Origin of the sequence: Dactylosporangium sp. CA-052675, assembly GCF_050947935.1 — a bacterium.
Lineage (GTDB): Bacteria > Actinomycetota > Actinomycetes > Mycobacteriales > Micromonosporaceae > Dactylosporangium.
Genome location: NZ_CP192010.1, coordinates 5,638,945 through 5,660,743 on the forward strand (window position 1 = coordinate 5,638,945; position 21,799 = coordinate 5,660,743).

23 protein-coding genes and 1 pseudogene are annotated in these 21,799 nt (G+C 74.9%); 8 read left to right on the forward strand and 16 right to left on the reverse strand.

The genetic code is table 11. From position 1 onward, the window contains the following. Positions 1-20 precede the first annotated feature (20 nt). The gene (locus ACQP1P_RS25805) at positions 21-596 is read right to left on the reverse strand and encodes a vitamin K epoxide reductase family protein (protein WP_433073562.1); all 576 of its coding nucleotides are present in this window, start codon (positions 594-596) and stop codon (positions 21-23) included. A 353-nt stretch (positions 597-949) separates the two neighbouring features. Between ACQP1P_RS25805 and ACQP1P_RS25810 the strand changes: the two genes are divergently transcribed. Then, on the forward strand, positions 950-1,261 hold the full coding sequence (locus tag ACQP1P_RS25810; RefSeq protein ID WP_433073565.1) for an STAS domain-containing protein: 312 nt from the start codon (positions 950-952) through the stop codon (positions 1,259-1,261). A 41-nt stretch (positions 1,262-1,302) separates the two neighbouring features. Here ACQP1P_RS25810 and ACQP1P_RS25815 read toward each other — a convergent pair whose 3' ends face one another. After that, positions 1,303-1,584 (reverse strand): GGDEF domain-containing protein, encoded by a 282-nt coding sequence (locus ACQP1P_RS25815; protein ID WP_433073568.1) that lies wholly within the window; start codon positions 1,582-1,584, stop codon positions 1,303-1,305. Positions 1,585-1,614: 30 nt separating this feature from the next. Further along, on the reverse strand, positions 1,615-2,412 hold the full coding sequence (locus ACQP1P_RS25820) for a phytanoyl-CoA dioxygenase family protein (protein ID WP_433073571.1): 798 nt from the start codon (positions 2,410-2,412) through the stop codon (positions 1,615-1,617). A 57-nt stretch (positions 2,413-2,469) separates the two neighbouring features. Here ACQP1P_RS25820 and ACQP1P_RS25825 point away from each other — a divergent pair, with 57 nt between their 5' ends. Further along, positions 2,470-3,507 carry a LacI family DNA-binding transcriptional regulator gene (locus ACQP1P_RS25825; RefSeq protein WP_433073574.1) on the forward strand — a complete coding sequence of 346 codons (1,038 nt, stop codon included), beginning with the start codon at positions 2,470-2,472 and terminating at the stop codon, positions 3,505-3,507. Here ACQP1P_RS25825 and ACQP1P_RS25830 read toward each other — a convergent pair. Beyond that, the gene (locus tag ACQP1P_RS25830; protein WP_433073577.1) at positions 3,504-4,100 is read right to left on the reverse strand and encodes a hypothetical protein; all 597 of its coding nucleotides are present in this window, start codon (positions 4,098-4,100) and stop codon (positions 3,504-3,506) included. The two genes, ACQP1P_RS25825 and ACQP1P_RS25830, sit on opposite strands and share 4 nt — an antisense overlap. A gap of 140 nt (positions 4,101-4,240) precedes the next feature. Between ACQP1P_RS25830 and ACQP1P_RS25835 the strand changes: the two genes are divergently transcribed. Together ACQP1P_RS25835 and ACQP1P_RS25840 are read left to right on the forward strand one after the other, a co-directional pair. Further along, entirely contained in the window at positions 4,241-4,687 is a 447-nt protein-coding gene (locus ACQP1P_RS25835) for an Hsp20/alpha crystallin family protein (protein WP_433073580.1), read from the forward strand. Positions 4,688-4,850: 163 nt separating this feature from the next. Continuing rightward, entirely contained in the window at positions 4,851-6,167 is a 1,317-nt protein-coding gene (locus tag ACQP1P_RS25840) for a radical SAM protein (RefSeq protein ID WP_433073583.1), read from the forward strand. 106 nt (positions 6,168-6,273) lie between these two features. Here ACQP1P_RS25840 and ACQP1P_RS25845 read toward each other — a convergent pair whose 3' ends face one another. The 7 genes from ACQP1P_RS25845 to ACQP1P_RS25875 all read right to left on the reverse strand — a co-directional run bounded on the left by ACQP1P_RS25845 (position 6,274) and on the right by ACQP1P_RS25875 (position 11,145). Further along, a complete protein-coding gene (locus tag ACQP1P_RS25845) occupies positions 6,274-7,479 on the reverse strand; it encodes a PP2C family protein-serine/threonine phosphatase (protein WP_433073586.1) in 1,206 nt (401 codons plus the stop codon). Next, the gene (locus ACQP1P_RS25850; RefSeq protein ID WP_433073589.1) at positions 7,476-7,781 is read right to left on the reverse strand and encodes an STAS domain-containing protein; all 306 of its coding nucleotides are present in this window, start codon (positions 7,779-7,781) and stop codon (positions 7,476-7,478) included. The genes ACQP1P_RS25845 and ACQP1P_RS25850 overlap by 4 nt, the downstream gene beginning before the upstream one ends. 136 nt (positions 7,782-7,917) lie before the next feature. Then, positions 7,918-8,451, reverse strand: a complete 534-nt coding sequence (locus ACQP1P_RS25855) for a hypothetical protein (RefSeq protein WP_433073592.1) — start codon at positions 8,449-8,451, stop codon at positions 7,918-7,920. Between the two features lie 10 nt (positions 8,452-8,461). After that, complete coding sequence (locus ACQP1P_RS25860) at positions 8,462-8,890, reverse strand: DUF3618 domain-containing protein (protein ID WP_433073595.1); 429 nt, start codon at positions 8,888-8,890, stop codon at positions 8,462-8,464. Next, positions 8,887-9,288 (reverse strand): phage holin family protein, encoded by a 402-nt coding sequence (locus ACQP1P_RS25865; protein WP_433073598.1) that lies wholly within the window; start codon positions 9,286-9,288, stop codon positions 8,887-8,889. Before ACQP1P_RS25865 ends, ACQP1P_RS25860 begins: the two co-directional genes overlap by 4 nt. A gap of 71 nt (positions 9,289-9,359) precedes the next feature. Beyond that, positions 9,360-9,788: an ATP-binding protein gene (locus ACQP1P_RS25870; protein ID WP_433073601.1), complete on the reverse strand. Its 429-nt coding sequence runs from the start codon at positions 9,786-9,788 to the stop codon at positions 9,360-9,362. A gap of 94 nt (positions 9,789-9,882) precedes the next feature. Then, the gene (locus ACQP1P_RS25875) at positions 9,883-11,145 is read right to left on the reverse strand and encodes a PP2C family protein-serine/threonine phosphatase (protein ID WP_433073604.1); all 1,263 of its coding nucleotides are present in this window, start codon (positions 11,143-11,145) and stop codon (positions 9,883-9,885) included. Between the two features lie 96 nt (positions 11,146-11,241). On the opposite strand from ACQP1P_RS25875, the gene ACQP1P_RS25880 reads away from it, so the two are divergent. Next, entirely contained in the window at positions 11,242-11,616 is a 375-nt protein-coding gene (locus tag ACQP1P_RS25880; protein ID WP_433073607.1) for an STAS domain-containing protein, read from the forward strand. Positions 11,617-11,752: 136 nt separating this feature from the next. Here ACQP1P_RS25880 and ACQP1P_RS25885 read toward each other — a convergent pair whose 3' ends face one another. Further along, entirely contained in the window at positions 11,753-12,922 is a 1,170-nt protein-coding gene (locus ACQP1P_RS25885; protein WP_433073610.1) for a M20 metallopeptidase family protein, read from the reverse strand. 278 nt (positions 12,923-13,200) lie between these two features. Here ACQP1P_RS25885 and ACQP1P_RS25890 point away from each other — a divergent pair, with 278 nt between their 5' ends. The 3 genes and pseudogenes from ACQP1P_RS25890 to ACQP1P_RS25900 all read left to right on the forward strand — a co-directional run bounded on the left by ACQP1P_RS25890 (position 13,201) and on the right by ACQP1P_RS25900 (position 14,499). Beyond that, positions 13,201-13,614 carry a hypothetical protein gene (locus ACQP1P_RS25890; RefSeq protein WP_433073613.1) on the forward strand — a complete coding sequence of 138 codons (414 nt, stop codon included), beginning with the start codon at positions 13,201-13,203 and terminating at the stop codon, positions 13,612-13,614. 47 nt (positions 13,615-13,661) lie between these two features. After that, a pseudogene (locus tag ACQP1P_RS25895) lies at positions 13,662-13,859 on the forward strand (PfkB family carbohydrate kinase); the annotation flags it as partial. Between the two features lie 223 nt (positions 13,860-14,082). Beyond that, positions 14,083-14,499: a carbohydrate kinase family protein gene (locus ACQP1P_RS25900; RefSeq protein WP_433073616.1), complete on the forward strand. Its 417-nt coding sequence runs from the start codon at positions 14,083-14,085 to the stop codon at positions 14,497-14,499. Between the two features lie 37 nt (positions 14,500-14,536). Here ACQP1P_RS25900 and ACQP1P_RS25905 read toward each other — a convergent pair whose 3' ends face one another. From ACQP1P_RS25905 to ACQP1P_RS25920, 4 genes are all read right to left on the reverse strand, one after another. Further along, positions 14,537-15,796 (reverse strand): SGNH/GDSL hydrolase family protein, encoded by a 1,260-nt coding sequence (locus tag ACQP1P_RS25905; protein WP_433073619.1) that lies wholly within the window; start codon positions 15,794-15,796, stop codon positions 14,537-14,539. Between the two features lie 122 nt (positions 15,797-15,918). Further along, positions 15,919-17,121, reverse strand: coding sequence for a PP2C family protein-serine/threonine phosphatase (locus ACQP1P_RS25910; protein ID WP_433073622.1), 1,203 nt, complete (start codon positions 17,119-17,121; stop codon positions 15,919-15,921). Then, complete coding sequence (locus tag ACQP1P_RS25915; protein WP_433073625.1) at positions 17,118-17,435, reverse strand: STAS domain-containing protein; 318 nt, start codon at positions 17,433-17,435, stop codon at positions 17,118-17,120. The genes ACQP1P_RS25910 and ACQP1P_RS25915 overlap by 4 nt, the downstream gene beginning before the upstream one ends. Beyond that, positions 17,432-21,523: a SpoIIE family protein phosphatase gene (locus tag ACQP1P_RS25920; RefSeq protein ID WP_433073628.1), complete on the reverse strand. Its 4,092-nt coding sequence runs from the start codon at positions 21,521-21,523 to the stop codon at positions 17,432-17,434. Before ACQP1P_RS25920 ends, ACQP1P_RS25915 begins: the two co-directional genes overlap by 4 nt. Between the last annotated feature and the right edge of the window lie 276 nt (positions 21,524-21,799).

Consider the following 21,799-nt stretch of genomic DNA (forward strand, 5'->3'; position numbering starts at 1 on the left):
CCTATCCCACCGGGCGGGGTTCAAACACCTTCGCCGCGCACCGCCACCTTCCACGGCACCCCGTAGCGGTGGGCCCGGCGGATCTGCCGCCACGCCGCCACCACCTCCTCGGCGACGAGGAACGGCACGGTCAGCGAGATCGCCGCCGACAGCAGGCACAGGGTGCAGAAGGTGCCCACCACCAGGGCCTGCACCAGGACCAGGCCGATCGCGGTGAGCGCCATGGCGGCGGCGGTCAGGCCGAGCGCCAGGACCAGCCACGGCCGGCGGCGCCAGCGGCGGGTGCCCCCGCTGAGCTCCAGCACCATCTCCAGCAGATAGGCGGCGGCGCCGAGGGCCGCGTCGCGCACCGGCAGGGCCTGGGAGAACGCGGAGTCGAGCACGCGCACGCTGCCGTCGCCGAACCAGGGCTCCCACGGGGCGCCGGCCACGCCGTACTGGAACAGCGCCAGCCGCAGCGACACCGCGAAGCCCAGCAGCGCCAGCGCCGCGACGATGATCCGCACCGGCCAGGCCGACGGGCCCTCGAAGGCGCGCCGCCACCACTCGGGCATCGAGCCCGCATGCCGGATCATGAGCCGGCCCCGCGTCGCCACCGGCGGGACGGGACGGGGCGCCACCGGCGCCCAGGGTCAGTGCGCACCCGAGTCACCCTCTGCCGGTTCCCCGGCGCGGGCGGCTCACACATCCCGGGCGTTTGGCCGTCCCGCGGCCGGGTACGGGGCCGGCCCTCGGCGGCGCGGTACCCGGCCGGGAACCGGGGGCCGGCGCGGCGAGTCTCAGGTACGGGCGAGCCACCCACCGGGGCGATCACCCGGCCAGCTTCCGGGGTCGGCCGGACCGGCGAACCCCAATGGCGGCGATCGGATTTCGCGCCGGCGGGGTACCAGACGGTCGCGGGGTAGCAACCGGTCAAGGGCCGTCAGCTCGGCGAGAGGAGGTCCGTCGCTTGCTCGACGAGTTCGACGTGCGGGTCGACGGCGGCGCCGACGTGGCGACCGTCGCGGTCGTCGGCGTGCTCGACCTCGACACGGGCAACCGGCTCTTCGACGCCCTCGCGGCCGTGCTCGGCCGGGAGGGGCTGCGGCGGGTCGACGTGGACCTCGGGGCGGTGACGATGCTCGACGCGGCCGGGGTCGGCGTGCTGCTGGCCGCGCGCAACCGCGCCCGCACGGCCGGCGTCCGGTTGCGGGTGGGCAACCTCAGCGAGCCGGCCCGCGAGGTGCTGAAGATCGTCGGGCTGCTCGACATCGCCGCCTGACGGACGCCGGGGGCCGCGGCCGCTGTGCCGTTCGCCCCGAGCTACCCGCCGGACGCGGCGGCGCCGACGAGCCGGCCGGACCCGGCCAGCACCACCCGGTTGCGGCCGCCGTCCTTGGCCGCGTAGAGCGCCTGGTCGGCCCGGCGGGCCAGATCCTCGATCGTGCCGGCGTCGTGCGGCAGGCAGGCCACCCCGACCGAGACGGTGACATCCGGCGCCGCGGCCATGCCCCGGTGCAGGCGCCCGGCGAAGTCCTCCAGCTCCGGGCCGTCCAGGCCGCGGGCGAGCAGCGCGAACTCCTCGCCGCCGTAGCGGGCCACCACGTCGCCGGGCCGGGCCGGCGGGCGGCCCGGTCAGGCGTCGCCCATGACGAGGCCCTCGATGGTGTGCTTCTGCTCGATCGGCACCAGCGTGTCGACCACGGCGCAGGTCAGGTGGTCGCGCACCACCGCGGGCAGGGCCGCGTGGTAGTCGCGGGTGACGGCCATCGCGTGCCGCTCGTCGTTGCCGGCCCCCGGCGCGTCCACGCCGAGCACGAGGACGGGCCGCGACGTGTCCGACACGTTCGCGGTGCCGCGGTGGATCGTCAGCGCGGAGCGGGCCGAGATGTCGCCGCGGCGCGGGTACTTGCGCACCGCGCGCTCGAGGTAGCGCGGGTAGCGGTCCTTCGGCGGGAACATGCCGTGCTCGAACGCCGGGTCGTCGTCGAACTGGGTGCCGGGGGCGATCTCGAACGGGCCCATCGCCTCGGTGGTGTCGACGCCGGTGAGGTTGAACGCCAGCGAGTTGAGCCGGCCGGTGTCGCGGGTGACCGGGGGCATGGGGAAGTCGCGGTGCCAGGGCTGGTCGACGGCGCCGGGGCCGGGCACGTCGAAGCCGAGCTCCACGATCTGGTACCGCGGGCCGAGCACGGCCTCGCAGACCGCCGTGACCCACGGGTGCGACGCCAGGTCGGCGAAGCCGCGCAGCTGCTCGGGGTGGATCTCCACGTAGTAGCGGTTCGGGCCGCGGCCGACCGCGCCGCCGGGCCGGGCGAGCGCCTCCTCAAGGGCCGCTTCCATGTCTTCGCGCATCCGGTCCGCCCACTCGACCGCAAACGCCCCGCGGCACGCCGTGATGCCGTCGCGGTAGATCTCGTCGTAAGCCTGCATGCCCATCAGCTTGCAACGTGGCATGCAACGTTGCAAGTGGTGCCGTACGATCGGCTCGTGGGAGCGAGCCTCAAGGACGTCGCCGAGCGCGCGGGCGTGTCGATCCGGACCGTGTCGAACGTCGTGAACGACTTCCCGCTCGTCGCCGCCGGCACCCGCGAGCGCGTCCAGCGGGCGATCGACGAGCTGCAGTACCGGCCCAATGCCGCCGCCCGCAGCCTGCGCGGCGGCCGCTCCGGCCTCGTCGGGCTGGTGCTGCCCGAGATCGCCTCGCCCTACTTCGGCGAACTCGCCGCCCTGGTGACCCGGGCCGCGGAGCGCCGGTCGTGGACCGTGCTGGTCGAGCAGACCGACGGCGACCCCGAGCGCGAGCGGCGGCTGCTCGACGGCGGGCGGGCGCCGGGCGGCCAGGTCGTCGACGGGCTGCTCATCAGCCCGTGGGCGCTCAGCCCCGCCGACCTGCGCCCGCACCCGGGCGGCGCGCCGGTGGTGCTGCTCGGCGAGCAGGACGGCGGCGGCCTCTTCGACCGCGTCGCGATCGACAACGTCGCGGCGGCCGCGGACGTGACCCGCCACCTGCTCGCGACCGGCCGGCGCCGCATCGCCGTCGTCGGCCTGCAGCCGCACCTGGCCAACGGCACCGCGGAGCAGCGCCACCGCGGCTACCGGACCGCGCTCGCCGAGGCCGGCGTCCGGCCCGACCCCGCGCTGGAGGTGCCGGTGCGCCGGCTGCACCGGGCGGACGGCGCCGCGGCAATGACGGCGCTGCTGGACGACGGGCGGGACTTCGACGCGCTGTTCTGCTTCACCGACCAGCTCGCGCTCGGGGCGCTGCGCGCGGCCGGCGAGCGCGGGGTGCGGGTGCCGCGGGACGTGGCGCTGGCCGGGTTCGACGACATCGAGGACGGGCGGTTCAGCACGCCCTCGCTGACCACGGTCGCGCCCGACAAGGCGGCCATCGCCGAAGCGGCGCTCGACCGTCTCGCCGAGCGCCTCGGTCCGGGCCCGGCCGGACCGGCCCGCTCCGTGGTCGTCCCCCACCGGCTCATCGGGCGGGAGAGCACGCGGGAGCGCTCTGCCCAGGACGGGGCCTAACGCTCCCGCTGCCGCCGGGTCCGCCGCAGCACCGCCTCGGTGTCGGCGGCGACCCGGTCGATCTGCGCACCGAGGCCGGGGTGGCCGCCGAGGTGGCGCCGGACCGCGCCCAGCAGGTCCGGCAGCGCGCCGGCGTCGGCGTGCCCGAGCGCGTCGTGCAGCCGCCCGACGTCGTCGCCGGCCGCCGCCGGCAGATCGGTCAGCCCGCTCACCTGTCCCGCGATGCGGCGCAGGTCGGCGGCGTGGTCGTCGGCCCAGCGCGCCACCGCCCGGGCGCCCGCCCGGTGGTCGCGCTCGGCCCGGACCCGTCCGTCCTTGGTGTCCCCGGCCCGGGCGGAGGTCGCGGCGCGCAGGTAACGGCGCTCGGCGGCCTGCCGGCTGGCCACTCCCAGCGCCGGCGCGAGGACCTGCCAGCTGACACCGGCCCGCCGCGCCGCCGCGATCAGCTCCGGCTCGACGCACTCGAGCTCCGCCTGCACGGCGCGCAGCAGGGCGAGCGCCTCGAGCACGGCCTCCGGCTCGGCCTCCTGCGACGCGAGCTCGGCGACGGCCAGCACGGTGGCCACGGCCGCGGTGACGTCCGACCGGATCACGGCCCACCCCTTTCACACCGTTGCGGTGTCATGTCATCGATGTCATCGATCCGTTGACGAATCACTTGTCGTCGGAACGACGACATGCTACAAACAACGTATCGCGCATTGACAGATCAGTCGAGTGCAGGAGGTGCAGCATGTTGATGCGCAGCGAGCCCTTCACCGAGGTCCACCGGTTCGCGCAGCAGCTGTTCGGGGCGCCGTCGACCGGCACGTGGTCACACCCCGCGGCGATGCCCGTGGACGCCTACCGCAACGGAGACGAGTTCGTGGTCGTCTTCGACCTGCCGGGTGTGGACCAGGACGCCATCGACATCAGCGTCGAGCGCAACGTGCTGACCGTCCGCGCGGAGCGCCGGCCCCTCGACCTCGGCGAGAGTGCGCAGGTCACCCTGTCCGAGCGCCCGCTCGGGGTGTTCTCCCGGCAGATGTTCCTCGGCGACTCGCTCGACACCGAGCACATCCGGGCGACGTACCACAACGGCGTGCTGGCCCTGCGGATCCCGATCACGGAGAAGGCCAAGCCGCGCAAGGTCACGGTCGCCGGCGCCGCCGCGCCGGACCAGAAGGTGCTCGGAAGCTGACACGGACACGCACACAGCGCGCCGGCCGGGGGACTCCCGGCCGGCGCGCTGTGTCGCCGGGCACCGCGGCCGCGGGACGGCACAATAGTGGTGTCGGGAGACGGTGCTCACATCGGCGACGGGTGCCGTCCGGCCGCCGCGGGTCCGGGAGGATGTTCTGGTGATGCAGTCGCGTACGGAGCTCGTCGAGGACTTGATGGGTCGCTTCCCCCACGTGCCGAGGGAGGCGGTCATCAAGGAGGATCTGCTGCGCGGCGGCCTGGCCTTCGACGACTCGGCCCTCACCGACAACGAGGGCGGGGACGTCAAGCCGAAGTCGTACTTCATCTTCTCCTTCGACCACCGCACGCTGCCCGACCTGGGCACCGCCGCGCTGCGCCGGCCGCCGGAGGAGATCGTGCTCACCGGCGGGCCCTACGAGCTGCGCCGCACCGTGGTCTCCGTGCGGATCAACCCCGCCTCGCCGTATCGCGTGAAGACCGACGAGGACGGCCGGCTCCGGCTGCACCTGGACGACCGGCCCATCGCCGACATCGGGCTCCCGCCGATGCCCGACTACTACCGGCACACCCTCGCCAACGGCAAGTCCGTGATGGAGGTCGCGCCGACCATCCAGTGGGGCTACCTCATCTACCTGACGGCGTTCCGCGTGTGCCAGTACTTCGGCGCCAAGGAGGAGTGCCAGTACTGCGACATCAACCACAACTGGCGCCAGCACAAGGCGGCCGGGCGGCCGTACACGGGCGTCAAGCCGGTGGACGAGATCCTCGAGGCGCTGGCCATCATCGACAAGCACGACACCGAGCGGGCGTCGAAGGCCTACACGCTGACCGGCGGCAGCATCACCTCCCACGTGGGCGGCAAGGCCGAGGCCGACTTCTACGGGCAGTACGCCCAGGCGATCGAGGAGCGCTTCCCGGGCCGGTGGATCGGCAAGGTGGTCGCCCAGGCCCTGCCCCGCGCCGACGTGCAGCGGTTCAAGGACTACGGCATCCAGATCTACCACCCCAACTACGAGGTGTGGGACAAGCGGCTGTTCGAGCTGTACTGCCCCGGCAAGGAACGCTACGTCGGCCGCGAGGAGTGGCACCGCCGCATCCTCGACTCCGCCGAGGTGTTCGGCCCCCGCAACGTCATCCCGAACTTCGTGGCCGGCGTGGAGATGGCCGCCCCGGCCGGTTTCGCCACCGTCGACGAGGCGATCGCCTCCACCGCCGAGGGGCTGGAGTATTTCATGTCCCGCGGCATCACCCCGCGGTTCACCACGTGGTGCCCGGAGCCGACCACGCCGCTGGGCAAGGGCAACCCGCAGGGGGCACCGCTGGAGTACCACGTCCGGCTGCTGGAGACCTACCGCGCCATCATGGAGGCCAACGGCCTGACGAGCCCGCCCGGCTACGGCCCGCCCGGCCCCGGCCGCGCCGTGTTCTCGGTGAGCTCGTTCATGGACAGCCTGCCGCCCGCGCCCGAGGCCGCCTGAGTCGGCACCGCCGGCCGGTCGGTCGCCGGTGGCCGGCCGTCACCGCCGGGCGTTCGGTCCCGGGCCACCGGCCGTCACTGCCGGCCGTCACCGCCGGCCGGCCCCGTCACGTGGTGCGGCGCAGCGCGAGGACCGCGATGTCGTCGTGCGGCACGTGGTCGTCGAGCATCGCGGCCATGACGGTCGTGCACATGTGCTCCGCCCGCCCGATCTCGACCACGGCCGCGAGCCGGTCGAGCCCCACCGGCAGGGGCTGGTCGCGCCGCTCGACCAGCCCGTCGGTGTAGAACACGAGCCCCGCGCCCGGCGGCAGCGGCAGCTCCGTGGTGCCGCGGGGCGCGTCCGGGTAGGCGCCGAGCGGCAGGTTCGGCTTGACCGTCGTGAGCGAGCCGGCCGCGCCCTGCTCGGCGTAGACCGGCGGCAGGTGCCCGGCGTTGGACACCGTCACGTGGTCCAGGCCCGGCGGGATGACCGCGTAGAGGGCGGTCGCCATGGCCCCGGGCTCGAAGCGCTGGATCTTGCGGTCGAGGCGGGTCAGGACATCGGCCGGATCGTCGGTCTCCAGCGCGTAGGCGCGCAGCGCCGACCGGATCCGGCCCATCACGACCGCCGCGCGCAGCCCGTTGCCGGCCACGTCGCCGACCGCGAGACCGATGCACCCGGACGGCAGCTCGAACACGTCGTACCAGTCGCCGCCGACGCCGACCCGGGCGCCGGGCACGTACCGGACCGCGAGGTCGAGCCCGGCGATGTCGGGCGGCCGGCTCGGCAGCAGGCTGCGCTGCAGGGCGTGCGCGGCGGCCTGGTCGAGGCTCTGGATGCGGGCCTGGGTCGCGAGCGCGATCCGATCCGCCACGAGCTGCAGCAGCTCGACGTCCGGCGCGCTGAACCGGCGCGGGGTGCGGGTGCCCACGTACAGCACGCCGATCACCCGCCCGGCGGTGATCATGGGCACGCCCAGCAGCGACACGATGCGCTCGGCGTGCAGGGCCGGGCTGTGCACGTTGGCGCCGTCGACGCGCCCGATCGCCACCGGCCGCCCGCCGGAGGCGACCCGACCGGCGAACCCGACGCCGAGCGGCACCCGGATGCCCTGGTAGACCTCGCGCTCAAGACCGCTCGCGGCGGTGGCGTGCAGCTCGGTGCCGCTCGCGTCGAGCAGCATCACGGCGGCGGTGTCGGCCTGCAGCAGCGCCCGGGCGCGCACGAGCAGCTCGTCGAGCAGGTCCTCGACCCGCAGCCGCGACAGCGCGGCGTCGGTGACCCGCTGCAGCCGGCGCAGCTGGCCGGCGCTGTCGGCCCCGTCGTTCACGCCGGGCCCCCAGAGCCTCCGGTGAGGTGCTCGGCCACCCCCGTCAGCTGCAGCGCGCTCAGGACGATGCCGTGCGCCCCCGCGACCCGGAACTCGCGCCCGGCCGCGTCGGCGGCCCGGCGGCCGTGCAGCAGCGTGCGGATGCCGGCCGAGTCCAGCAGCCGAACGTCACGCAGGTCGACGACGAGCCGGCCACCCGCGGGCAGCTCCGCGAGCGCGGCGCGGATCCGCTCCTCGAGCGCCGGCGCCGTCTGCAGGTCGATGACGCCGGACAGGGTGATGGTGACACCGTCGGGAATCACAGACTCTCCTCCGGCCCATGCGGTATCGGTCGCCCCGATGATATCCAGCCGCCCGATCAGCCCGCCCGATCAGCCCGCCCGGTCAGCCCGCCCGGTCAGCCCGCCCGGTCAGCCCGCCCGGCCCGGCCGTCGTCGTTCACACCGTGCGGTCGAGGTCCAACGGGGTTCCGGGCTCGGCGGTCTTCGGCGTGACCTTCGAGGCGGCGCGCTTGCGCGGCTTCGGCGCCGCGGTGCTGGCGGTGTTTCCGGTGCTCGCGGCGCTTCCGGTGCTCGCGGCGCTTCCGGTGCTCGCGGCGCTTCCGGTGCTCGGGGTGCTCGGGGTGCTCGGGGTGCTCGGGGTGCTCGGGGTGCTCGGGGTGCTCGGGGTGCTCGGGCTCGTGGGCGCGGGCGTCGCCACCGCCGCTGTGGTCTCGCTCGCGGGCACCGCCTTCACCGGCTTGGGCGCCGGTCCGGGCGTCGCGACCGCCGCGGGCACCGCCTTCACCGGCTTGGCCGGCGCCGGGGCGGGCGCGCTGAACAGCTCCTGCACGGTCTGCACGGCCTGGCCGGGGGTCGGGTTGGCGCGCAGGCGGCCGGTGCTGGCCACGATCTGCTCGTACTTCTCCCGCCCGGCCCGCGCGCCGAGCACATAGCCGACGGCCGCACCCGCGGCCAAGGTCAGCAGACGCATCTGTCTCTCCTCATCCCCGCCGGCGGCGGACTGCGTACACGATGACGATCACGGCGGCGGCCGCCCCCGCGATCACGGCCCACGGCAGCGGGCGGCGCGCCTCGGCGGCGAAGTCGGTGTCGCGGACGGCCCGGCGCACGGACGTCGCCGCGCCGGCGGCCCGGTTCGCCACGACGCTCGCCCCGCTGCCGGCCTTGTCGGCCACGACGCTCGCCGCGCTCCCGGCCTTGTCAGCCACGGTGCGTGCCGCGGTGCTGACCCGCTGTTTGGCCTCGTCGGCGGTCTGGGCGACCGACGAGGCGGCCGAGGCGGCCGCTTCCTTCGCCCGGCCCTTGACGTCGGTCTTCGCCGCCAGCTGCTCGGCCGTCTCCGCCAGCCCGGACCGGGTGGCGGCGATCTCCGCCCGCAGCCGGTCCGCCTCGTCGCCCTGGGTGCTCATCCTCGTCGTCCTTCCCGCACCGCGGCCTTCACGGTGTCCACATCCGCGTGCACGCCGTCGACCGCCTGCTGCGGGACGGGCGGCGTGGCCTGGCGCAGCTCGCGCTTGCCCAGCAGCGCCGCGATCCCGGCCGCGGCCAGCACCACGACGAGCACGACGAGCACCGCGAGCCAGAGCGGCCAGACCAGATCGAGCAGCACCACGAGCAGCGTCAGCAGCAGCCCGACGGCGAACCAGGCGAGCACCGCGGCGGCGCCGAAGAGCCCGCCGCCGATCCCGGCCCGCTTGCCCTTCTCGACGAGCTCGACCTTGGCCAGCGCGAGCTCGTCGCGCACGAGGGTCGAGACCTGCTCCGCGGCCCGCCGGACGAGCTCGGCCGTCGACGCGTCATCAACCATTGCGGCACCCTCCCGGAATCGCCGTCAACATTCCCTTACCATTTGGCAATCAAACGTCCGAATAGGCCGATTCAGCGATCCAGGGCCAGCTCCAGCCACACGTCCTTGCCGTCGTCGGGGTGGTCACGCACGCCCCACCGCGCGGCCAGCGCCTGGACCAGCAGCAGCCCGCGGCCGTGATCGACGTCGGGGGTCGGCGCCTGCACGGCCACCACCGGGGCGGGGACGTCGTCGTGGACGGAGATGCCGAGGACACGGTCGGTGCAGTACACGTCGATGTACCCGACGCCGTCGGCGTGCAGCAGCGCGTTGGCGGTCAGCTCGGAGATGAGCAGCTCGACGTTGTCGCACAGCCGGGGGGTCGCCGGCTGTGCGAGCAGCCGGGGCAGGACGCCGAGCACCCACTCGCGGGCGGAGGCGGCGACGGAGACGTCGCGGCCGTTGCGGGGCCGCCAGCGCACCGAGCGGCCCGCGGGTTCGCCGCCATCCTCGTCGTGCATCAGATCCCCCGCACATCGCTCGGGCCTCGCGTTGGGGGGATACCCCGATATCGACGCGGCACACACCGGGCCGGGCCGACGGGGCAGATTGGCGTCAGGCGAGGGGCAGCATCGCCCGGACCGCGTCGTACGACCACTCGACGAGCATCAGCGTGGCGTCGTCGGCCGGTGGCCCGTCGTAGTGCGACAGCGCCGCGTGGCAGAGCCGGCGCAGGGTCTCGGGGGCGGGGAGCCGGCCCGCGTCGCGCTGGACGAGCCCGGCGAGGCGGTCCACGCCGAAGGCGGTGCCGTCGCGGTCGCGCGCCTCGATGATGCCGTCGGTGTAGAGCAGGATCCGGTCGCCGCGCCGCAGCATCTGCTCGCCGACCTCCCGCCCGGGATCGTCCAGCCCGAGCCCCAGCGGCAGCCGGCGGCCGCCGGTGAGCCCGTGCACGAGCCGGCCGTCCCGCACGAGCAGCGGCGGCGGGTGCCCGGCGTTGATGTAGCGCATCCGGCCGGTGTCCAGGTCCAGGTGGGCGAGGACCGCGGTGGTGAAGCGCAGCTCCGGCAGGTACGCCTCCAGCGCCCGGTCGGCCGCCCGCGCCAGCGCGTCCAGGTCCTCGCCCGCCCGCCTGGCCGCCCGGATCGCCGACATCACCACGGCCGTGCCGAGTCCGGCCCGCATCTCGTGCCCGGCGGTATCGAAGATCGCGAAGTACAGCGACGGGCCGTCCGCCGCGTAGTCGAACCCGTCGCCGCCGACGTCGTAGCAGGGCTCGAGGATCGCCGAGACCACCGCGCGGTGGCACACGAAGGTCAGGGGCGGCAGCAGCTGCCACAGCAGCTCGGAGGCCTCCGACATGCGCCGGGCGCGCCGGACCCTGAGCAGGGCGTCGCCGTACGGCACCTTGGTCGCGATCAGGTGCCCGACGAGCTGGCCGAACAGGTCGCAGCCGGCGAGAAAGGCCTCGTCACCGGGGTCGACGTCCCCGGGGCCGGCGCCGCCGCGGACGACCAGCTCCAGCACGCCGAGGCGTTCGGTGCCGTCGAGCAGGGGCATCCACAGCCGGGCGGGCCGCCCGTCGCCGGCCGGCACCGGCTCCCGCGACACCGTCGTGAACACCCGGCCCGCGACCGACGCATCGACCGGGATCGGCTCGATCGGCATGATCGGGCCAGGCTCCGCCGCGCCCGGCCCGGGCACCGGGCGCAGCGTGCGCTGCTCCTGGTCGACGAGGTAGATCGTGGCCTGCAGCCCGAGCGGCAGCACGGCCGCGGCGACCTCGGCGGCCAGCTCGTCGGGCTGGGCCAGCCGGGTCCGCGCGAGCAGGTCGGCGACCGCCGCCCGCCAGGACCACGGCTCGTCGGGGGTGCTCACCGGCCGGCCTCCTCGAATACCGCACGCGACAACATCACCACCATCTCGCACCCGGGTGCGGTCCGCCCACCGAGCGACGCGGATAAGCTCACGATCGTGCGATCCTCATTCCTCGGCGATGGCGGCAACCCCGCCGACACGGTGACCGTGCGGGTGCTCGACGGTGATCCGGCCGTCGTCCGCGTGACCGGCCGGCTCCTGTTCGACACGCTGCGCCCGCTCGCCGAGGCGCTGGACGGCCTGACCGGGGTGAACGGTTCGCGAATCGTCCTGGACCTCGCCGAAGTCCCGATGTGCGACTCCAGCGCGTTGAACCTGCTGGTCCGCACCCGCTCGGCCGTGGACGCGACGGGCGGCTGGCTGCGGCTGGCGAGCGTGCGGCCCATGGTCGCCAGCGTCCTGGAGATCACCAATCTGACGTGGATCCTGCCGGTCTTCGACACCCCGGAGGAGGCCGCCGCCCAGGCCTGAACCGCCCGGAGCCGCCCTGGGCCGCCGGGGCTGCCCGGAGCCGCCCCGGGCCACCGGGGCTGCCCCGGGCCGCCCGGAGCCGCCCGCAGCCGCCCGCAGCCGCCCGGCCCACGGGTCGTCCCCGCCGGCATCCGGGTCAACCGCGGGCCAGGCGCCGCGCGGCCAGCTCCGCGAGCAGGGTCGCGCCGGCGAGCAGCACGCCGTCGTCGAACCGCGCGCGGGGCGAGTGGTTGTTCGGCAGGCCCCGGTGGTCGTCGGCGGCCGCGGCGCCGAGGAAGCAGTACGCCCCCGGCACCCGCTGCAGCACCCGGCTGAAGTCCTCCGAGCCCGGATCGGGGTGCTCCATGGCCGCGAACCGACCGGAGCCGAACAGCTCGCGGGCCGTGCGGGACACGAAGTCGTACTCGTCCGGGTCGTTGACCGTCACCGGGTACTCCGGCACGAACCGCACCTCGGCCCGCAGGCCGTGCGCCGCCGCGATGCCCTCGCACAGGCGCACCGACTCGCGGGCGACCAGCTCCCCGGCGGCGATGCTGAACGTGCGCACGGTCGCCTCGAACACCGCCTCGTCCGGGATGATGTTGCCGCGGGTGCCGGCGTGGAACGCGCCGACGGTGATCACGACGGGCTCGAACGGGCTGAAGCGGCGCCCGACCATCGTCTGCAGCGCGGTGACCATCGCACACGCGGCCGGGATCGGGTCGGCGGCGTCGTGCGGGGCGGAGCCGTGCCCGCCGGCGCCGACGACCCGCACGAACAGGCCGGCCGAGGCGGACATGAGGGGGCCGGGCCGGGCCGCGACCACCCCGCGCGGGAAGTCGGTCGCGAGCACGTGCAGCCCGTAGGCCGCGTCGGCGGGGCGCCCGGCCGCCTCGAGGACGCCCTCCTCGATCATCAGGCCGGCGCCGTCGTACCCCTCCTCCCCCGGCTGGAACATGAAGACCACGTCGCCGGCGAGCTCGCCGCGGCGCCGGGCGAGCAGGTGCGCGGCCCCGACGAGCCCGGCCGTGTGCAGGTCATGGCCGCAGGCGTGCATCACGCCGGGCACCTCGGACGCGAACGGCACCTCGGCCAGCTCGGTGATCGGGAGCGCGTCCATGTCGCCGCGCAGCAGCACCACCGGCCCGGGTCTCGCCCCGCGCAGCACGGCGGTCACCGACGACAGCGCGCGGCCGGTGGTGACGTCCAGCGGCAGCCCGTCCAGCGCGGCCAGCACGCGCCGCTGGGTGCCCGGCGGATCGAGTCCGAGCTCCGGGTGCCGGTGCAGCTCCCGGCGCAGTGCGATCAGGTCCTCGCGGAGCGCCAAGTTCGTTTCCCCCCGCCTCGACGGTGGTAGTCGGCCCGGGTGCGACAGTATCGGATGGACCACAGCCGGGCGCCCCTGCTCGAGGCGCTCGAGGATTATCACCGCCGTGACCGCTACGGGTACACGCCGCCCGGGCACCGCCAGGGCCGCGGCGCCGATCCGCGGGCCCAGGCGATCCTCGGCGCCGACACCTACCGCGCCGACGTGCTCGCCTCCGCGGGGCTGGACGACCGGTCCTTGGGCAGCTGCTGCTCAGCCGCGACGCGCACAAGTCGATCGTGGCCGGGCTGGTCTTCGCCGGGGTCGAGCCGCGCTGGATTCCCGTGCGCTACGACACCGAGGCGACCGCGAGCCGGCTCGTCGGCGCGGTGCGGCAACTGGTGGCGGCGGCGCCGGGGCTGCCCCGCGCGAAGCGCGTCGAGCTGCCGTCGCCGAGCGAGTTCGAGCCGGAGCCGGTCGTGCTGCCCCGGGACGCGTTCTTCGGCCCGGCCGAGCACATCCCGGTCGCGCGGGCCGTCGGGCGCGTGTGTGCGGAGCAGGTCACGCCGTACCCGCCCGGGATCCCCGCCCTGATCCCGGGCGAGCGGATCTCCGCCGGGATCGTGGACTACCTGCGCTCCGGGCTGGCCGCGGGCATGATCGTGCCGGACGCGGCCGACACGAAGCTCGACACCGTGCGGGTGGTCGCGTGAACGCGAACGTCACGGTCGTCGGGCAGCTCGCGCGGGATCTCGTGCTCGTGCTGGACGGGGCGCTGCCGGAGGCCGGCACCTCCGCGGCGGTCCGGCAGCGGCGGGAGCAGCTCGGCGGCAAGGGCGCCAACCAGGCCGTGGCGCTCGCACAGCTCGGGGCGCGGCCGACGCTCGTCGCGGTGGCCGGGGACGATCCGGCCGGGGACGGGCTGCTCGAGCAGGCCCGCGCCGACGGGATCGACGTCTCCGCCGTGGTGCGCCGGCCCGGGACGGCGACCGGGCTCATCGTCGAGGTGCTGCAGGAGCCGAACCGCTGGCGCTACCTGGAGCATCTTCCCGAGCCGGTGCTGCTGTCCGCGGGCGACGTCACGCAGGCCGATCGCGCCTTCGACACGGCCGAGGCGGTGCTGGTACAGCTGCAACAGCCCGAGGAGGCCGTGCTGGCCGCGGCCCGCCGACGCCCTCCTGGTGCTCGACGGCGCCGCCCCGGAGCATGCCCGCGACGAGCTGCTCGCCCTCGCCGACGTCGTGCGCGCCGACGCGCACGAGGCTCGGATGCTCACCGGCGCCGACTCCCCGCAACAGCTCGAGGCCGCGGCGGCCGACCTGGTGCGGGCCGGGCCGCGGGTGGTCGCGCTCGCCTTCGCCGAGGGCAACGTGTTCGCCGGGCGCGGCCCGGGCCCGAACGTCGAGACGCTCACGCTGCCCTTCGGCGACGAGCAGGTCGTCGACACCACGGGCGCCGGCGACGCGCTCGTGGCAGCCCTGACCGTGGCCCTGCTGCGCGGCGAGCCGGTGCCGGACGCGGCGCGGTTCGCGGTGGCCGCGTCCGGGGCGACCGTCGGGCACCCGAGCGGCCGGCCCGCGCTGCTGGGCCTCGGGTGACCGCCCGCGACCACCCGCGACCACCCGGCCCGGCTCGTCACACGGCGGGGCGCGTGATGTCGATGTCGTCCACGTAGCCGCGGAACAGGCCGGTGCCCGTGGGCCGGTCGTAGCCGATGCGGATCTGGTCGACGGTGCCGCCCGCGAGCGGGGTCAGGTTCACCGTGACGCGGTTCCACTGGTTGGGCACCAGGCGGCCGCCCTCGCCCTGGAACTGCGGGTGCGCGCGCACCCCGAACTGGTCCACGGCCCCCGAGTCGCGCAGGCTGCGCCCGTCGGTCAGCGACAGGTCCAGGGCCACGGAGGCGCCGTTGGCCTGCTGGGGGTAGATCCAGTACGTGAGCGTGGTGCCGGCCGTGAGCGCGACGTGCACGTTGTAGAGGCGGTTGTACGAGTACGAGCCGGACGCGCTCAGGTCGTTGCCGGAGTACATCAGCGCGTACGTCCCGCCGTGGGCGAGCTCGGCCCGGCGGCCCGACTCCATGCTCGTCAGGCCGCAGCAGTAGCCGCCGACGTTCAGCGACGACTGCACCGTGTCGGTCCACGTGAGCTGCTGCACCGTGGCGCCGAAGTCGGTGCGGAACACCGGCCAGGCCCGTCCGGCGCCGAGGACGGGCTGCAGCGCGGAGTACCACACGTTGGCCAGCTTCGAGTAGCCGTCATCGGTCGGGTGGATGCCGTCGGGGCCGATGTCGGCGAGGGTCAGGTTGGCGGCGAAGTCGGCGAGCCGCACGCCCTTGGACTGGGCCAGCGCCGGCAGCTTGGCGTTGAACGCGCTCACGCGGGCGTTGACGGCCGCGTCCCGGTTGGGCACGAGGGTCGACACGAGCACCGTCGCCGCGGGCGCGTCGCGGCGGATCTGGTCGACGAGGGCGCCGAGCCGGGCCGGGGCGTTGACCACGTCGTAGTTCTGGATCATGTCGTTCGTGCCGGCGTTGACGAGCACGAGATCGGGTTTCGCGGCGGCGATCCAGGCGTCGGTACCGGCGGCGACCTGGTCGATCCGGTAGCCCGGGTGGCCCTCGTTGTCGCGGTCGGCGCCGTTGCCGGACTGCTGGGAGCCGACGAAGTCGACCGCGATCCCGGCGTCGTCGGCGAGGTGGCGGCGCAGCTCCTCGCGGTAGCCGTTGCCGTCGGTGGAGGCGGTCCCCCACGTGATGGAGGCCCCGAGCGGCATGATCCGCAGGGGCGTGGCGGCCGCGGCCGGGCCGGCGGCGACGACCACGGTGGCGGTGAATGCGGTGGCGGTGAGCGCGGTGGCGGCCGCGCAGAGGGCAGCGGAAAGCCGTCGAGGCATGGTCCCTCCCCAGGCGATGCTTCGGTACGGCAAGCAAAGACGACCGTCGATGATTTGTCAACGGTTGACAGAACGCCGGTCCGGTGGCGGGAAGGAGGCACCGGACCCGGCCCGCCCTCGGCCTAGGTCCGGCGCAGCGCCAGCAGGGCGATGTCGTCGCCGGCCGGCTCGCCGTCGAGCATCGTGGCCATCACGCTCGTGCACAGCTCGTCCGGGGACGTGGCGGTGACGGCCGCGGCCAGGCGGTCCAGGCCCTCGCCGATCGGCCGGGCCCGACGCTCGACCAGGCCGTCGGTGTAGAACAGCAGCGTGCCGCCGAGCGGCAGCGGGAACTCGGTGTCGTGCCGGGGCCGGCTGATGTAGGTGCCCAGCGGCAGGTTCGCGCGGACCGGGAGCAGGTGGGCGCGGGCGCCGGGCGCGGCCAGCATCGGCGGCGGGTGGCCCGCGACCGACATGGCCACCGTGGCCAGCGACGGGTCGATGACCGCGTAGATCGCCGTGGCCATCGCGCCCGGCTCGAAGCGGTGGATCTTGCGGTCGAGGCGGGTCAGGACGTCGGCGGGGTCGTCGGTCTCCAGGGCGTAGGCGCGCAGGGCCGAGCGGATCCGGCCCATCACGACGGCGGCGCGCAGCCCGTTGCCGGCCACGTCGCCGACGGCCACGCCGATGGCGCCCGAGGGCAGCTCGAACACGTCGTACCAGTCGCCGCCGACGCCGACCTGCGCGCCCGGCACGTAGCGGACCGCGACCTCCAGGCCGGGGATGTCCGGCGGGCGGCTCGGCAGCAGGCTGCGCTGCAGGGCGTAGGCGGTCGCGCGGTCGAGGCTGTGCAGGCGGGCCTGGGTGGCGGGGGCGATCCGGTCGGCGATGAGCTGCAGCAGCTCGATGTCGCCGGGCGTGAACGCGCGCGGGGTGCGGGCGCCCACGTACAGCACGCCGATGACCCGCCCCGCGGTGATCATCGGCACGCCGAGCATGGAGGCGATGTGCTCGGCCAGCAGGACCGGACTCACCACCGTCGTCGCGTCGACCCGGTCGATCGCGACCGGCTCGGCGCTCGCCGCGACCGTGCCGGCGAACCCTCGGCCGAGGGGCACCCGGATGCCGAGGTTGACCTCGCGTTCGAGGCCGCTGGCGGCGGTGGCGACGAGGTCGCCGCTGTCCTCGTCGAGCAGCATGACGGTCGCGGTGTCGGCGTGCAGCAGGTCGCGGGCGCGCACGAGCAGCTCGTGGAGAAGGTCTTCCACGCCGAGCTTGGACAGCGCGGCGTCGGTGACCAGCTGCAGGCGCCGCAGCTGCTCCCGGCTGTCGTGCGGGTCCGTCATGCGCCGACGTCCTCCGCCACGACCTCGACCGCCGCGAGCTGGTCGAGGCCGCTGAAGGTCAGCAGCGCCTCGTTGAGCGGGCTGATGCGGATGTCGAGCCGCTCGGCGTGCGCGAACAGGGTCGCAAGGGCGGCGCTGTCGAGGTATTCGACCCGCGTCAGGTCGACCAGGAGCCGTGCGGACCCGTCGCCGAGCGCGTCGCGCAGCTGGGCCGCGAACTCGGCCGCGTTGGTGAGGTCGATCTCGCCGACGGCGCTGAGCCGGGCGACGCCGTCGACCGCACGACCTGTGGTGATGTGCAGCGGAGTGGTCATGGCGTGATCCTCGTGGACATCTCGACGGTGGTTCCGGTGGCGTTGGTCTGCAGCTCGACGTGCTGCATCAGGGCTCGCATGAGCTTGATGCCGTGGCCGCGGTTCGGGTCGGGTTCGCTGCGCTCGGGCCGCCAGCTGCCGTTGTCGGTGATGGTCAGGTACAGGTCGCTGCCCATCGCCCGGACCAGCAGCCGCACCCAGCCCTGCCCCTCGCGGTGGCCGTGCTCGATGGCGTTCGCGCACGCCTCGCCCGCGGCGACGAGCACCTGCTGGGCCATGTGGGAGCCGATCCCGGCCCGGCCCATCCAGCGGCGCAGCGCGGCCCGGGTCGGGGCCAGCTCGCTGCTCTTGGCCTCGAAGGACAGGTCCAGGGGGGCCGGGTGGCGGTACAGCAGCATGGCCACGTCGTCGCTGGCTCCCTCGTCGCCGATCATCTGCTCCAGCACCCGGTCGGCGAGCTCGTCCACGGGCAGGGCCTGGTGCGACTGCACGGCGTCGGCGGCGTTGCCGATGCCGACGGTCAGCGGGCGCCGCCGGCGTTCGACCAGCCCGTCGGTGTAGACCAGCAGTACCCCGCGCGGGGGCACCGTGACGCTCGCCTCGTTGCGGGCCTCGCCGCGCGGCACGCCGATCGGCAGCCCCCGGGCCGCGGTGAGCAGCTCGCTCTTGCCGTCCGGCAGCGCGAGGATCGCGGGCGGGTGGCCGGCGCTGGCGTAGACCAGCCCGCCGTCCTCGGGGTCGAGGATGGCGCAGAACGCCGTCGTGCACACGGCCCCCGGCAGCAGGGCCGCGAACCGGTCGAGCGCGGCGAGCACCTGGCCCGGCCCGGTCGCCTGCAGCAGCAGGGCGCGGGCGGCGCTGCGCAGCTGGCCCATGATGGTCGCGGCCTCCAGCCCGCGCCCGACGCAGTCGCCGACCATGATGCCGATGCGCCCGTCGGGCAGGTCGACGGCGTCGTACCAGTCGCCGCCGACCTCCAGCGGGCGGGTCGCCGGCTGGTAGCGCACCGCGAACCCGTCCGGGAGCAGGACCGGGCCGAGGATGGAGCGCTGCAGCGTGACCGCGACCTCGCGCTCCTGGTCGAACGCGTAGGCCCGGTGCAGGGCCTGGGCCACCGACCCGCACAGCAGCAACAGCAGCGTCTGGTCCTCGGTGCCGAAGCCGCGGGCCGGATCGAGCGCGATCCGGATGCCGACCGCCCCGAGGGGCGAGTCGAGGCTCGTGCCCGCGCCGACCGGGCGGCCGCCGGCCCCCATCTCGATGAGGATCCGCGAATGGCCGAGGTCGAGCAGGCCGTCGAGCACCGCGGGCGCCTGGGCCTCGCCGGCCGCGTCGAACACGGTGAGGGCGCCCGCCCGGGCGGTCACCCCGGTGGCGTGCCACTGGCGGCGCAGCTGCCCGACGGCGGCCCGCAGCACCTCGGGCACGGTCCGGGCGTCGGCGAGCCGCTCGTTCATGGCGTTCAGGGCGGTCTCACGCTGGGCGGCGGAGCGCTCGGTGGTGATGTCGCGCAGGGTGCCGACGAGCATGGTGGAGCCGGCGTCGTCGTGCACCGAGTTGATCGTGACCGCGGCCCAGAGCCGGTGGCCGTCGCGGTGGCGCAGCGGCAGGACCATGTTGCCGTGCCGGCCCGCGACGACCTGCCGGTACTGCCGCATGACGTCCTCGTAGGCGGCCGGGTCGGCCTGCGGGTCGGGCCACCACGGCTGCGGCGCCGCGTACGGCACCCCGTCGGCCGGGTAGCCGAGGATGTCGGTGAAGGCGGCGTTGACCTCGACGATCGTGCCGTCCTCGCCGGCGACGAAGAACCCCTCCTGCAGCGAGTCGATGAGCGCGGTCCGCCACCGGGCGTGGTGGTTGCGCAGCCGCGCGAGATCGACGTTGGCCCGGACCCGGGCCAGCAGCTCCTGGGCCGCGAACGGCTTGACCAGGTAGTCGTCGGCGCCGGCGGAGAGCCCCTCGACCGCCGCCTCCTGCCCGGCCCGCGCCGACAGCAGCACCACCGGCACGCCGGCGGTGCGCGGGTCGGCCCGCAGCGCGGCGACGAGGGCCAGGCCGTCGACGCCCGGCATCATCACGTCGGAGACGATCAGGTCCGGCGGCTGGGCCCGGGCGGCGGCCAGGGCGGCGGTACCGTCCCCCACGGTCGTCACGTCATACCCGGGGTCGAGCAGCCGGCGCAGGTAGTCGCGCATGTCGGCGTTGTCGTCGGCGACGAGCACCCGGGCGCGGGGTCCGTCGCCGGGCATCGCGGGCACCACGGGACCGGCGGCCGGAGCGTCCTCCTCGGCGCCGGGCAGCCAGCGCAGAGCCTCACGGACGAACGGCTCGGCGGTCTCCGTGGCGGTGTCGCTGCCCGTCGCCTCCGCGAGCTGCTCGGGCGGCAGGTGGGCGCTGCCGAAGGGCAGCCGGATGGTGAACGTGGTCCCGGCGCCGGGAGTGCTCGTGGCCTCGATGGTGCCGCCGTGCAGGGTCACCAGCTCCTGCACCAGGGCCAGGCCGATGCCGCTGCCCTCGTTGGAGCGGGCGCGGGCGGTGGCGATGCGGTGGAACCGCTCGAACAGCCGGGGCATCTCCTCGGCGGGCACCCCGATGCCGGTGTCGGAGACGGTCACCACCGCCTGGGTGCCCACGGCCGCGACCGCGACGCGGATGCCGCCGTCGAACGTGAACTTCAGCGCGTTGCTGAGCAGGTTCAGGACGATCTTCTCCCACAGGCCGCGGTCGAGGTACACCGGCTGGGGCAGCGGCGGGCAGTCGACGTCGAACGTCAGCCCGGCCCGCTCGACCGCGGCCCGGAAGACGCTGGCCAGCTCCGCGGTGAACAGCGGCAGGTCGACGGGCTCGTAGCGGGCCTGCATCCGGCCGGCCTCGATGCGGGAGAAGTCGAGCAGCGTGTTGACGAGCTTGCCCAGCCGCAGGCCGTTGCGGTGGATGACCTCGACCTCGTCGCGGGCGCGCTGGTCGCCGGGCGGGAGGTGCTCGCGCAGCTCCTGGACCGGGCCCATGATGAGGCTGAGCGGGGTGCGGAACTCGTGGCTGATGTTGGAGAAGAACGTGGTCTTGGCCCGGTCGAGCTCGGCGAGCTCCTCGGCGCGCCGCTGCTGGGCCTGGTAGCTGCGGGCGCTGGCGATGCCGGTCGACACGTGCCCGGCGGCGAGCTCGAGGAACCCGCGGTACCCCTCGTCGAGCAGGCGGTACCGGTTCAGCCCGGCGACGAGGAAGCCGTACGGCGTCGCGCCCTGTTGCAGCAGCGGCAGCAGCAGCGCGTGGGTCGGCGGCTCGGCCCACGCGCCGGTCGGCAGCCCGTCGAAGCCGCTCAGGTCGATCGGCGCCGGCGAGCCCGCGATCGGCCAGGGACCGGTGGTCTCCCCGAGCGCGATGCGCTCCGGCGCGGCCGGGTGCCCCGGGGCGAGGCCGGTCGCGGCGGCCAGCCTGGCGCCGCCGTCCTCGTCGAGCAGATAGATCAGCGTGAACGGCAGGTCACGGCCGTTGCGCCCGAGCTGCTCGGCGGCGAAGGCGAGCATCTCCTCCTCGGTGCGCACCACGCTCGGGTCGGACCCGAGGTCACGCAGCGTGGCCATCCGGCGCTCGCCGATGACGCGCTCGGTGTCCTCGTTGACCACGCACAGCATGCCGGCGAGCGCGCCGTCGTCGTTGTGCAGGGGGCTGTACGAGAAGGTGTGGTAGGACTCCTCGCGGTAGCCGGACCGCTCGACGAACAGCAGCAGCCCCTCGTCCCACGTGGCGGAGCCGGTGGTCAGGACGGACTCGATGCGCGGCCCGATCTCGCCCCAGATCTCCGCCCAGACCTCGCGGGCCGGGCGCCCGAGCGCCCACGGGTACTTGCGGCCGAGCGTGTCGCGGCGGTATGCGGCATTGCAGAAGAATGTGAGCTCCGGCCCCCACGCCATCCACATCGGAAAGCGCGAGGCCAGCAGGATGCTGACCGCGGTGCGCAGGCTCTGCGGCCACCCGCTCGGCGGCCCGAGCGGCGTCGCCGCCCAGTCCACCGCGGCGAGGTCCCGGCCGACCTCGGCATCCACGGCGAACACGTCCACGCCGTCGGGATGCCTCCCCTCGGACATACCGCCCCCTCGCTCCGCTCGCGCCACGATCGTTTCGTTACCCAAAGGCCTACCAGAACTACCGTGCGGCCGCTCGGTTCGACCTGGCCGGGATGGGACATTGCACCGTGCCCGGGGGATGCCCGCGTCGGCGTGCGCCGATGGGGCTACGATGGGTGCCGCCCCGAGCCCGGCGGTCAGGCGGTCGTGGCCGCATGCGGCTGAGGTAGCCGCCGCGCCGCCCAGCATAACGACACCGATGGATTCGCCGCCGGCCCCGGCATCAGGGCATCAGGG

Bases quoted from the DNA above. Each gene is read 5' to 3' on its own strand.
- ACQP1P_RS25820 (WP_433073571.1), bottom strand. From the start codon at position 2,412: ATGCAGGCTTACGACGAGATCTACCGCGACGGCATCACGGCGTGCCGC.
- ACQP1P_RS25835 (WP_433073580.1), top strand. From the start codon at position 4,241: ATGTTGATGCGCAGCGAGCCCTTCACCGAGGTCCACCGGTTCGCGCAG.
- ACQP1P_RS25840 (WP_433073583.1), top strand. From the start codon at position 4,851: ATGCAGTCGCGTACGGAGCTCGTCGAGGACTTGATGGGTCGCTTCCCC.
- ACQP1P_RS25855 (WP_433073592.1), bottom strand. From the start codon at position 8,451: ATGCGTCTGCTGACCTTGGCCGCGGGTGCGGCCGTCGGCTATGTGCTC.
- ACQP1P_RS25860 (WP_433073595.1), bottom strand. From the start codon at position 8,890: ATGAGCACCCAGGGCGACGAGGCGGACCGGCTGCGGGCGGAGATCGCC.
- ACQP1P_RS25865 (WP_433073598.1), bottom strand. From the start codon at position 9,288: ATGGTTGATGACGCGTCGACGGCCGAGCTCGTCCGGCGGGCCGCGGAG.
- ACQP1P_RS25870 (WP_433073601.1), bottom strand. From the start codon at position 9,788: ATGCACGACGAGGATGGCGGCGAACCCGCGGGCCGCTCGGTGCGCTGG.
- ACQP1P_RS25905 (WP_433073619.1), bottom strand. From the start codon at position 15,796: ATGCCTCGACGGCTTTCCGCTGCCCTCTGCGCGGCCGCCACCGCGCTC.
- ACQP1P_RS25910 (WP_433073622.1), bottom strand. From the start codon at position 17,121: ATGACGGACCCGCACGACAGCCGGGAGCAGCTGCGGCGCCTGCAGCTG.
- ACQP1P_RS25915 (WP_433073625.1), bottom strand. From the start codon at position 17,435: ATGACCACTCCGCTGCACATCACCACAGGTCGTGCGGTCGACGGCGTC.
- ACQP1P_RS25920 (WP_433073628.1), bottom strand. From the start codon at position 21,523: ATGTCCGAGGGGAGGCATCCCGACGGCGTGGACGTGTTCGCCGTGGAT.